General features: G+C 60.8%; 9 protein-coding genes. 6 read left to right on the top strand and 3 right to left on the bottom strand.

What is annotated here, in order from left to right; all coding sequences use genetic code 11:
• Position 1: 1 nt before the first annotated feature.
• From mupP to JOE39_RS12175, 3 genes are all read right to left on the bottom strand, one after another.
• Positions 2-673 (bottom strand): N-acetylmuramic acid 6-phosphate phosphatase MupP, encoded by a 672-nt coding sequence (mupP, locus tag JOE39_RS12185; protein ID WP_017278326.1) that lies wholly within the window; start codon positions 671-673, stop codon positions 2-4.
• A gap of 3 nt (positions 674-676) precedes the next feature.
• Positions 677-1,375 (bottom strand): bifunctional 2-polyprenyl-6-hydroxyphenol methylase/3-demethylubiquinol 3-O-methyltransferase UbiG, encoded by a 699-nt coding sequence (ubiG, locus tag JOE39_RS12180; protein WP_003369710.1) that lies wholly within the window; start codon positions 1,373-1,375, stop codon positions 677-679.
• 85 nt (positions 1,376-1,460) lie between these two features.
• Complete coding sequence (locus tag JOE39_RS12175; protein WP_003424754.1) at positions 1,461-2,792, bottom strand: TRZ/ATZ family hydrolase; 1,332 nt, start codon at positions 2,790-2,792, stop codon at positions 1,461-1,463.
• A 120-nt stretch (positions 2,793-2,912) separates the two neighbouring features.
• On the opposite strand from JOE39_RS12175, the gene mtnA reads away from it, so the two are divergent.
• From mtnA to cmk, 6 genes are all read left to right on the top strand, one after another.
• A complete protein-coding gene (gene mtnA, locus JOE39_RS12170) occupies positions 2,913-3,989 on the top strand; it encodes an S-methyl-5-thioribose-1-phosphate isomerase (RefSeq protein ID WP_004416794.1) in 1,077 nt (358 codons plus the stop codon).
• A 304-nt stretch (positions 3,990-4,293) separates the two neighbouring features.
• Positions 4,294-7,071: a DNA gyrase subunit A gene (gene gyrA / locus JOE39_RS12165; protein ID WP_003314654.1), complete on the top strand. Its 2,778-nt coding sequence runs from the start codon at positions 4,294-4,296 to the stop codon at positions 7,069-7,071.
• Between the two features lie 204 nt (positions 7,072-7,275).
• On the top strand, positions 7,276-8,361 hold the full coding sequence (gene serC / locus JOE39_RS12160) for a 3-phosphoserine/phosphohydroxythreonine transaminase (protein ID WP_010422117.1): 1,086 nt from the start codon (positions 7,276-7,278) through the stop codon (positions 8,359-8,361).
• Complete coding sequence (pheA, locus tag JOE39_RS12155) at positions 8,361-9,455, top strand: prephenate dehydratase (protein ID WP_003314657.1); 1,095 nt, start codon at positions 8,361-8,363, stop codon at positions 9,453-9,455. Before serC ends, pheA begins: the two co-directional genes overlap by 1 nt.
• A 57-nt stretch (positions 9,456-9,512) precedes the next feature.
• Positions 9,513-11,117: a prephenate dehydrogenase/arogenate dehydrogenase family protein gene (locus JOE39_RS12150; RefSeq protein WP_003393776.1), complete on the top strand. Its 1,605-nt coding sequence runs from the start codon at positions 9,513-9,515 to the stop codon at positions 11,115-11,117.
• Complete coding sequence (gene cmk / locus JOE39_RS12145) at positions 11,114-11,803, top strand: (d)CMP kinase (protein ID WP_003319089.1); 690 nt, start codon at positions 11,114-11,116, stop codon at positions 11,801-11,803. The genes JOE39_RS12150 and cmk overlap by 4 nt, the downstream gene beginning before the upstream one ends.
• Positions 11,804-11,852: the final 49 nt, after the last annotated feature.

Below are 11,852 nucleotides of genomic sequence, written 5' to 3'. Positions count from 1 at the left end.
TTTAGCAGCTGCACAGTGCGTTATCCAGCACCTTGCGCAAATCCAGCGGATGATCGACCACCACGTCGGCACCCCAGTGATCCGGGTTGTCGTCGGGGTGGATATAGCCGTAGCGCACGGCGGCGGTCTTTGTGCCGGCGTCGCGCCCGGACTCAATGTCGCGCAGGTCATCGCCTACGAACAGAACGCTGGCCGGGTCCAGGTCAAGCATCCGGCAGGCCAGAATCATCGGTTCCGGGTGTGGCTTGCTGTGTGTGACATGGTCAGGGCAGATCAGCAGCGCCGAGCGTTCCGACAGGCCGAGCCGCTCCATGATGGGTTGGGCAAAGCGCACCGGTTTGTTGGTCACCACACCCCAGATCAGCCCCGCCTTTTCGATGTCGGCCAGCAGTTCGTCCATGCCGTCGAACAGTTTGCTGTGGACGGCGCAGTCACGCTGATAGCGTTCCAGAAATTCCAGGCGCAATGCCTCGAATTGTGGATCTTCGGGGGACATCGCAAAGCTGGCCGCGACCATGGCTCTGGCACCGCCGGAAACTTCGTCGCGGATCAGTTTGTCCGGCACCGCAGGCAGGTTACGATCGGCAAGCATTGCCTGGGCGATGGCGATGAAGTCCGGTGCGGTGTCGAGCAGGGTGCCGTCCATGTCGAATAAAACCGCTCTCAGGCGCATCAATCATGCCTCCCGCAGGGTCTGGATCATGTAGTTGACGCCGACATCGGAGGTCAACTTGTAATGCTTGGTTAGCGGGTTGTAGGTCAGGCCGATGACGTCCTTGACCTGCAGACCGGCGTCACGGCTCCAGGCGCCCAGCTCGGAAGGGCGGATGAATTTCTTGAAGTCGTGAGTGCCGCGTGGCAGCAGGTTGAGGATGTATTCGGCGCCGACCACGGCGAACAGATAGGCTTTCGGGTTGCGGTTGATGGTCGAGAAGAACACCTGGCCGCCAGGCTTGACCATGCGGTAGCAGGCGCGGATCACCGAGGAGGGGTCCGGCACGTGCTCGAGCATTTCCAGGCAGGTCACTACATCGTATTGCTCGGGCATTTCTTCGGCCATGTCCTCGGCGGTGATCTGTCGATACTCGACGCTGACACCCGATTCGAGCTGATGCAGCTGCGCAACTGCCAGCGGCGCTTCGCCCATGTCGATGCCGGTCACCGTGGCGCCGCGCAAAGCCATCGCCTCGCTGAGAATGCCGCCGCCGCAGCCGACGTCCAGCACCTTCTTGCCCGCCAGGCCGACACGCTCGTCGATCCAGTTGACGCGCAGCGGGTTGATGTCATGCAGCGGCTTGAATTCGCTTTCGCGGTCCCACCAGCGATGGGCCAGGGCCTCGAATTTGGCGATTTCTGCGCGGTCGACGTTGCTCATGGGTGTCCCTCTTGAACTCAAAATTCTTTTTCATCAGTCAGGCTTATAGATAAGCCTGACTGGCATGTGTTCGGTCCGAATCGAATTATTCGGCTTTACCGGAAATACGCTGGCCCCACGCGATCGCGGTGTCGCGCAAAGCGTGTTCATCCATGCGGGTCAGCTGGCGAGCGTCGAGCAATTGCTTGCCGGCCACCCAGACATGACTCACGCAATCGCGGCCAGTGGCATATATAAGCTGCGATACCGGATCGTAGATCGGTTGCTGGGCCAGGCCTGACAGGTCGAAAGCGACCATGTCCGCCGCCTTGCCGATCTCCAGCGAGCCGGTCTCGGCCTGAATACCCAGGGCGCGAGCGCCATTCAGCGTTGCCATGCGCAGCGCGCGGTGTGCATCGAGCGCCGTAGCCGAGCCAGCAACAGCCTTGGCCAGCAAGGCGGCTGTGCGGGTTTCGCCGAGCAGGTCCAGGTCATTGTTGCTGGCGGCACCGTCGGTGCCCACCGCAACGTTCACACCGGCCTGCCACAGTCGTTCAACCGGGCAGAAACCGCTGGCCAGCTTGAGATTGGATTCCGGGCAATGAATGACGTTGGTATTGCTTTCCACCAGCAGTGCCAGATCGTCGTCGCTGATCTGGGTCATGTGCACGGCCTGGAAGCGCGGCCCGAGCATGCCCAACCGGTTGAGGCGGGCGAGGGGGCGTTCCTGGCGCTGTTCGACAGCCTGCTCGACTTCAAATGCGGTCTCGTGGACGTGCATCTGGATCGTGGCGTCCAACTCGTCGGCGATTACCCGGACCTTCTCCAGGTTCTCATCGCTCACGGTGTAGGGCGCATGCGGGCCGAAGGCGATCTTGATGCGTGGATGATGGGCGAGATCGTTGAACAGTTCGATGCCGTTGTGCAGGGCTTCAGCCGTGGTATGGGCACCTGGAATCGGAAAATCCAGCACCGGGACGGTGATTTGCGCACGCATGCCGCTGGCGTGGACGCGTTCGGCGGCCACCTTGGGGTAGAAATACATGTCGGAGAAACAGGTGATGCCGCCCTTGAGCTGCTCGGCGATGGCCAGGTCTGTGCCGTCACGCACGAAGTCTTCATCGACCCACTTGCCTTCAGCAGGCCAGATATGGTCCTGCAGCCAGGTCATCAGTGGCAGGTCATCGGCCAGCCCGCGAAACAGGGTCATCGCCGCATGGCCGTGGGCGTTGATCAGGCCGGGGCTGAGCAGCATGCCGGGCAGTTCCTGCACCTGCACGGCGTTTTGCCGCAGCGCTTCGGCACGTGGACCGATATAGACGATACAGCCATCGCGAATGCCGATGCCGTGGTCCTTGAGCACGACGCCTGCGGGCTCGACCGGCACCAGCCAGGCGGGCAGGAGCAAAAGGTCGAGCGGTGCTGTAGCGTTCGGCATGAGAAGGTTTCCATCGTTTATTACGTTGATGACGAAGTATACCCGAGCGTCTTCGCAGGCGGCTCGCTATAATCAGCGGCTTTTGATGCTGGGTTTCGGATGTTCAAGATGGAGTTGGCGATGCGCGATCGAATGTTGGCTGCAGAGAAAGTTAAGGCCATCGATTGGCGAGACGACGCTCTGTACCTGCTGGACCAGCGGGTACTGCCGTTCGAGGAAGTCTGGCACCGCTATACCACCGCCGAGGGAGTCGCCGAAGCGATTCGTACGATGGTCGTGCGCGGCGCGCCGGCTATCGGCATCAGTGCTGCCTATGGTGCGGTGCTGGCCGCACGTGCGCGTATCGCGCAAGGTGCAGACTGGTATCCGGCGCTGGAAGAGGACTTGCAGTTGCTGGCCGATTCGCGCCCGACGGCAGTGAACCTGTTCTGGGCGCTGAACCGGATGCGTGATCGTCTTATGCGCGTCAAGCACGGCGATGACCCGCTGGCGGCCCTCGAGGCCGAAGCCGTGGCGATTCACCTGAGCGACCGCGAGGCCAATCTGACCATGGCGCAGCTGGGCGCCGACCTGATCCGCAAGCACCAGGGTAATCTGCAGACGGTGCTCACCCACTGCAATACCGGGGCGCTGGCCACTGGCGGCTTCGGCACGGCGCTGGGCGTGATTCGTGCGGCGCATCTGGAAGGCATGATCGAGCGGGTCTACGCCGACGAAACCCGGCCCTGGCTGCAGGGTTCGCGGCTTACCGCCTGGGAGCTGGCCAACGAGGGCATCCCGGTGACCCTGAACGCAGATTCCGCCGCCGCGCACCTGATGCGCACCAAGGGCATCACCTGGGTCATCGTCGGTGCTGACCGCATCACCGCCAACGGCGACGTGGCGAACAAGATCGGCACCTATCAGCTTGCTGTCGCCGCCATGCACCACGGGGTGCGCTTCATGGTGGTCGCACCGAGCTCGACCATCGACATGGACATGGCCAGTGGTGACGACATCATCATTGAAGAGCGCGACGGCCGTGAACTGCTCGAAGTGGGCGGCCAGCGAGTCGGCGCTGAGGTCGAGGCTTTCAACCCGGTGTTCGATGTGACGCCGGCCGACCTGATCGACGCCATCGTGACCGAAAAGGGCATTGTCGAACGTCCCGATACCGCGCGCATGGCTCAATTGATGAGCCGTAAACACCTTCACTGAGGCAGACAGGCCTGACCCGTCGCCGTTGTGCAATGCGGCTGGGCGGGCCTGTAAGCGTTTCTCAGGCGTGTTATGTGTCTGCGGCTCGCTTTCAGCGCCTGCAAAGGATGTGAGCGCCTCGGCGATTGTGGTAATATCCGGCGGTTATCGGGGACACTGATTGTAGTCGCCCACGCTGCGTAGATTCATGGCATAACTCGTTGATTTGTCGTAAGTCGCTGCCCTGCATATGCTGGCAGCGGCGAGCTTCGTATACCCCGAATGGGTTTGCGAGGTTTCACCAGAAAAAGGAATCAGGCTTCTCATGGGCGAACTGGCCAAAGAAATCCTCCCGGTCAATATCGAAGACGAGCTGAAGCAGTCCTACCTCGACTACGCAATGAGCGTAATCGTCGGTCGCGCACTGCCCGATGCACGCGATGGCTTGAAGCCCGTGCACAGGCGCGTGCTGTTCGCAATGAGCGAGCTGGGTAACGACTGGAACAAGCCGTACAAGAAATCCGCCCGTGTGGTTGGTGACGTGATCGGTAAGTATCACCCGCACGGCGACACCGCCGTGTACGACACCATCGTTCGTATGGCTCAGCCATTCTCGCTGCGCTACCTGCTGGTAGACGGTCAGGGCAACTTCGGTTCTGTCGACGGCGACAACGCTGCCGCCATGCGATACACCGAAGTGCGCATGACCAAGCTGGCGCACGAGCTGCTGGCCGACCTGCACAAGGAAACCGTGGACTGGGTGCCGAACTACGACGGCACCGAGATGATCCCGGCGGTCATGCCGACCCGTATTCCCAACCTGCTGGTCAACGGTTCCAGCGGTATCGCCGTGGGCATGGCGACCAACATCCCGCCGCACAACCTCGGTGAAGTCATCGACGGTTGCCTGGCGCTGATCGACAACCCCGAGTTGACGGTCGACGAGTTGATGCAATACATCCCCGGTCCGGATTTCCCGACTGCGGCGATCATCAACGGTCGCGCCGGCATCATCGAAGCCTATCGCACGGGCCGTGGACGCATTTACATGCGTGCCCGCTCCATCGTCGAAGACATCGACAAGGTGGGCGGTCGCCAGCAGATCGTTATCACCGAGCTGCCTTACCAGTTGAACAAGGCGCGTCTGATCGAGAAGATCGCCGAGCTGGTCAAGGAAAAGAAACTCGAAGGCATCACCGAACTGCGCGACGAGTCCGACAAGGATGGTATGCGCGTGGTCATCGAGCTGCGTCGTGGCGAAGTGCCTGAGGTTATCCTCAACAACCTCTATGCCCAGACCCAGCTGCAAAGCGTTTTCGGTATCAACATCGTCGCCCTGATCGACGGTCGTCCGCGCATCCTGAACCTCAAGGATCTGCTGGAAGCCTTCGTTCGTCATCGCCGCGAAGTGGTGACCCGTCGTACCGTGTTCGAACTGCGCAAGGCGCGCGAGCGTGGCCACATCCTTGAAGGTCAGGCCGTTGCGCTGTCCAACATTGACCCGGTCATCGCCCTCATCAAGGCCTCTCCGACACCTGCCGAAGCCAAGGAAGCGTTGATCAAGACGCCTTGGGAATCGAGCGCAGTGGTCGAGATGGTCGAGCGTGCCGGTGCCGATTCGTGCCGCCCCGAGAACCTCGATCCGCAATACGGTCTGCGTGAAGGCAAGTATTTCCTGTCGCCGGAACAGGCTCAGGCCATTCTGGAACTGCGTCTGCACCGCCTGACCGGTCTCGAGCACGAGAAGCTGCTGGGCGAGTACCAGGAAATTCTCAACCAGATCGGCGAGCTGATCCGCATCCTGAACAGCGCAACGCGCCTGATGGAAGTGATCCGCGAAGAGCTGGAACTGATCCGCTCCGAATACGGCGATGCCCGTCGCACCGAAATTCTCGATGCACGTCTGGACCTGACGCTGGGTGACCTGATCACCGAAGAAGAGCGTGTTGTCACCATTTCCCACGGCGGCTATGCCAAGACTCAGCCATTGGCGGTCTATCAGGCTCAACGTCGTGGCGGCAAGGGCAAGTCGGCCACCGGCATCAAGGATGAGGATTACATTGCTCACCTGCTGGTTGCCAACAGCCACACCACGCTGCTGATGTTCTCCAGCAAGGGCAAGGTCTACTGGCTCAAGACCTACGAGATTCCGGAAGCGTCCCGCGCTGCCCGTGGTCGTCCGCTGGTCAACCTGTTGCCGTTGAGCGACGGCGAATACATCACCACCATGCTGCCGGTCGACCTTGAAGCCATGCGCAAGCGTGCCGATGAGGAAGGCGAGGCCCTGGAAGGCGAGCTGGACGACGCGGAAAACAGCAGCGAGACCGAAGAAGAGCGCAAGGCCCGTATCAAGGCGGCCGACAAGAAGAAGGCTCCGTTCATCTTCATGTCCACCGCCAACGGTACTGTCAAGAAGACCCCGCTGGTTGCATTCAGCCGTCAGCGCAGCTCGGGCCTCATCGCCCTTGAACTGGACGAGGGCGATATCCTGATCTCCGCAGCCATTACCGATGGCGAACAGGAAATCATGCTGTTCTCCGACGGCGGCAAGGTGACCCGCTTCAAGGAATCCGACGTGCGCGCCATGGGCCGTACAGCCCGTGGCGTTCGTGGTATGCGTCTGCCAGAAGGGCAAAAGCTGATTTCGATGCTGATCCCGGAAGAAGGCAGCCAGATTCTAACCGCTTCCGAGCGCGGCTACGGCAAGCGTACGGCGATCTCCGAGTTCCCCGAGTACAAGCGTGGCGGTCAGGGCGTCATCGCCATGGTCAGCAACGAGCGTAACGGCCGTCTGGTCGGCGCGGTTCAGGTGCTCGATGGCGAAGAAATCATGCTGATTTCCGATCAGGGCACGCTGGTTCGTACCCGTGTCGGTGAAGTTTCCAGTCTGGGTCGTAACACCCAGGGCGTTACCTTGATCAAGCTGGCCAGCGACGAGAAACTGGTCGGTCTGGAGCGTGTTCAGGAGCCGTCGGAAGTCGAAGGCGAAGAGCTTGAGGGTGAGCTTGTCGACGGCGTGATCGTCGATGCCGCTGAAGTGGACGATGCCGGTGAAGACCTGCAGGCGGATGCTGCGTCAGACGAAGACGAACCACAGAACTAAGCGGTAACGTAAATCAGGTAAGGGCTGGCTCGTCTGTGCATGCATCTGCATTCCAGGCAAGTCCAGCCCTTGCGGCATTCGGCCAGCCCGGCGGCCGGATCAAGATTCCCGCAAGGAGCTGCCAGTCGCTGCGGCGTCTGTCTGCTCGTGGCAAGTAACCAGAAACAAGCGCGTACAGACCCAACGTATTTGACGAGAGTGGATATGAGCAAGCGAGCCTTTAACTTCTGCGCAGGTCCTGCTGCGCTTCCTGAAGCTGTTCTGCTGCGTGCCCAGGCGGAGCTCCTCGACTGGCATGGCAAAGGCCTTTCCGTCATGGAAATGAGCCACCGCAGTGATGAGTTCGTCTCCATTGCCACCAAGGCCGAGCAGGATCTGCGTGATCTGCTGTCCATTCCTTCGAATTACAAAGTGTTGTTCCTGCAAGGCGGTGCCAGCCAGCAGTTCGCCCAGATTGCGCTGAACCTGCTGCCTGAAAATGGCAAGGCCGATTACATCGACACCGGCATCTGGTCGCAGAAGGCTATCGACGAGGCTTCGCGCTACGGCGCAATCAACGTCGCGGCCAGCGCCAAGGCCTACGATTACTTCGCCATTCCCGGCCAGAACGAGTGGAAGCTGTCCAAGGACGCGGCTTACGTCCACTACGCGCCAAACGAAACCATTGGCGGCCTGGAATTCAACTGGATTCCGGAAACCGGCGACGTGCCGCTGGTTGCCGACATGTCTTCGGACATCCTCTCGCGTCCGCTCGATATCTCGCGTTTCGGCATGATCTACGCCGGCGCCCAGAAGAACATCGGCCCCAGCGGCATCGTGGTGGTGATCATTCGCGAAGACCTGCTGGGCCGCGCGCGCTCGCTGTGCCCGACCATGCTCGACTACAAGGTCGCGGCCGACAATGGTTCGATGTACAACACGCCGCCGACCCTGGCTTGGTACCTGTCCGGGCTCGTTTTCGAATGGCTGAAAGAGCAGGGCGGTGTCGAAGCGATCGGCAAGCGCAACGAAATCAAGCAGCGCACGCTGTATGACTTCATCGACGCCAGCGAGCTGTATAGCAACCCGATCAACAAGCCTGATCGTTCGTGGATGAACGTCCCGTTCCGCCTGGCTGACGATCGTCTCGACAAGCCGTTCCTGGCCGGTGCCGATGCAAACGGCCTGCTTAACCTCAAGGGCCATCGCTCGGTGGGAGGCATGCGTGCATCCATCTACAACGCGATCGATATCAACGCCGTCAACGCGCTGGTGGCCTACATGAAAGACTTCGAGAAGGAGCACGGCTGATGTCCGAGCAAGAACTCAAGGCGCTTCGCGTCCGTATCGACAGCCTCGATGAGAAGGTTCTGGAACTGATCAGCGAGCGTGCCCGCTGTGCCCAAGAGGTGGCCAGGGTCAAGATGTCCTCGCTGGCTGAAGGCGAGGTGCCGGTGTTCTATCGGCCGGAGCGCGAAGCTGCGGTGCTCAGGCGAGTCATGGAGCGTAATCGCGGGCCGTTGAGCAACGAAGAAATGGCGCGTCTGTTCCGCGAAATCATGTCTTCCTGCCTCGCGCTGGAACAGCCGCTCAAGGTCGCCTATCTTGGCCCTGAGGGGACGTTTACCCAGGCCGCCGCGATGAAGCATTTCGGGCACGCCGTCATCAGTCTGCCGATGGCTGCAATTGACGAAGTGTTCCGCGAAGTGGTCGCCGGTGCCGTGAATTTCGGCGTGGTCCCGGTGGAAAATTCCACCGAAGGCGCGGTCAATCACACCCTCGACAGCTTTCTTGAACACGACATGGTGATCTGCGGCGAAGTAGAACTGCGCATTCACCACCATCTGCTGGTGGGCGAAAGCACCAAGACGGAAAGCATCACGCGCATTTATTCCCATGCCCAGTCGCTGGCTCAGTGCCGTAAATGGCTGGATGCCCATTACCCGAATGTCGAGCGCGTCGCCGTTGCCAGCAACGCCGAAGCTGCCAAACGGGTAAAGGGTGAGTGGAACTCGGCGGCCATCGCCGGCGATATGGCGGCAGGTCTGTATGGCCTGACCCGTCTGGCGGAAAAGATCGAAGATCGTCCGGACAATTCCACGCGTTTTCTCATTATCGGCAATCAGGAAGTCCCGCCGACCGGCGATGACAAAACCTCGATCATTGTGTCGATGAGCAACAAGCCGGGCGCGCTGCACGAGCTGCTGGTGCCGTTTCACGAGAATGGCCTGGACCTGACGCGTATCGAGACCCGTCCTTCGCGCAGTGGCAAGTGGACCTACGTGTTCTTCATTGACTTCGTCGGCCATCACAAGGATCCGCTGGTCAAGGCCGTGCTGGAGCGAATCAGCAGCGAAGCCGTCGCCTTGAAGGTGCTGGGTTCCTACCCGAAAGCGGTGCTCTGAGGGTGTGGTCCATGATTCGTTTGTTTTTTACCTTGCCGGGTTGTCAGGTGTGTTCGCGTGGTTGATGTGATTGCAGAACAGTCAGTACGGCCGGTGATCGGTCGTCTGGTGGTCGTCGGGCTCGGGCTGATCGGTGGTTCCTTTGCCAAGGGTGTGCGCGAAAGCGGCCTGTGTGGCGAAGTGGTCGGCGTCGACCTCGATCCGCAGTCGCGACAGCTGGCGGTCGAGCTGGGGGTCGTGGACCGTTGTGAGGCTGACCTTGCCACCGCTTGCCGTGGTGCGGACGTGATCCAACTGGCGGTGCCGATACTGGCCATGGAAAAGCTGCTTGCGCTGCTGGCGCCGATCGATCTGGGTCATGCAATCCTGACCGATGTCGGCAGCGCCAAAGGCAATGTGGTGAGGGCTGCACGTCAGGCGTTCGGGCACATGCCGTCGCGCTTCGTTCCCGGCCATCCGATTGCAGGCTCCGAGCAGAGCGGTGTCGAGGCGTCCAATGCGGCGCTGTTTCGTCGCCATAAGGTCATTCTCACGCCACTGACTGAAACCGATCCCCAGGCGGTGGCGATTGTCGACCAGTTGTGGTCAGCCCTTGGGGCCGACGTTGAGCACATGCAGGTCGAGCGCCACGACGAGGTGCTGGCTGCCACCAGCCATCTGCCGCATCTGCTGGCATTCGGTCTGGTCGACTCGCTGGCCAAGCGCAATGAGAACCTGGACATATTCAGGTATGCCGCGGGCGGGTTTCGTGATTTCACGCGCATCGCAGGCAGCGATCCGACCATGTGGCATGACATTTTCATGGCCAATCGTGATGCCGTACTGCGCACCCTGGACAGCTTTCGCACCGATCTCGACGCCTTGCGCGAGGCTGTGGATGCCGGTGATGGCGCGCAGTTGATGGATGTATTTACCCGTGCACGCGCAGCGAGGGAGCACTTCGGCAGAATTCTCGCCAGCCGTGCGCGTGTCGATACCGCACCTGAGGAGCCTCGTGCACTTCACAGCGGGTCTGCTGAGGGTGTCAGTCATCGCATCAAGGGGCCGGTTGACGTGACGTCGGCAGTGCTGTTCATGGTCGCGACGTCGATCAGTGAAGGCTGCGATCTGCTGCTGGAGGACGTTCCCGTCAGTTCCTCTTGCGAGGGGGCGATCGATATTTTGCGCCTGATGGGCGGCGATATCGTGCTGCAGAACGTCCGCAAGCTGGCGAATGAAACGGTCGCTGACCTGCATGTTCGCTCGGCCCGGCTCAAAGGCGCTGACATCCCCGAAGCGCTGGTGCCTCTGGCGCTGAATGCATTTCCGGTGCTTCTTGTTGCCGCAGCCTGCGCAGAAGGGCGTACCATTCTGCGCGGCGCGCAGGCCCTGCAAGCCGATGAGTCGGAGTGCGTCAGGCTGATGGCTGACGGTTTGCTGGCGCTCGGTATCGAGGCCGAGCCCGTGCTGGATGGCATCATTATCGAAGGCGGTGTGCCGGGTGGCGGCGAGGTGGATGCTCGCGGTGATCAGCGTATCGTCATGGCGTTTCGCGTTGCATCGTTGAGGGCTTCGGCACCCATCCGTATCCAGGCGTGCGCGGATGCCGCCGCATTGTTTCCCCATTTTCTGGCGCTGTGCGCTCAAGTTGGCATGCGTGTAGCGCAAGAGGACAAAAAGTGAAAATCAAAGCTCCTGTTATTACCATCGACGGCCCCAGCGGTTCCGGAAAGGGCACTGTCGCCGGATTGCTGGCCAGGAAACTTGGCTGGTGCCTGCTCGACTCCGGCGCGTTGTATCGCCTGCTGGCTTTCGCGGCGCGCAATCACGGTGTCGACCTGACCAATGAAGAAGCGCTCAAGGTTCTGGCCGCTCATCTGGATGTTCAGTTCGAAGCGACTGCAGCAGGGCAGGGGCAGCGCATCATTCTGGAAGGCGAGGACGTCACCCACGCCATTCGCAACGAGCAGGTCGGCAGTGGCGCATCACAGGTGGCCTCGCTGCCGGCGGTGCGCGATGCGTTGCTGTTGCGTCAGCGAGCGTTTCAGGAAGAGCCGGGTCTGGTCGCGGACGGTCGCGACATGGGTACCGTGGTCTTTCCGGATGCACCGCTGAAGATATTCCTCACCGCCAGTGCCGAGGAGCGTGCGCGTCGACGTTACTTGCAGTTGAAGGCCAAGGGCGATGATGTTAGTCTGTCGAGTCTGCTAGATGAGATATGTGCACGCGACGAGCGTGACACCCAGCGAGCGGTAGCACCGTTGAAGCCGGCGCACGACGCCATACAGCTGGATTCCACTGAATTGTCCATCGAACAGGTGCTGGAACGCATTCTGAGCGAAATCGCGCTTCGCGGTATTGCCGGATGACGAAGAAGCATGTGGGAGACCAGTCATAGTCCCGCAGGCTTTCTTTTAC

Source organism: Pseudomonas sp. PvP100 (assembly GCF_017833055.1).
Lineage (GTDB): Bacteria > Pseudomonadota > Gammaproteobacteria > Pseudomonadales > Pseudomonadaceae > Aquipseudomonas > Aquipseudomonas syringae.
The sequence above is the reverse complement of the archived record's forward strand: the minus strand, read 5'-3'. Positions and strand labels throughout refer to the sequence as shown.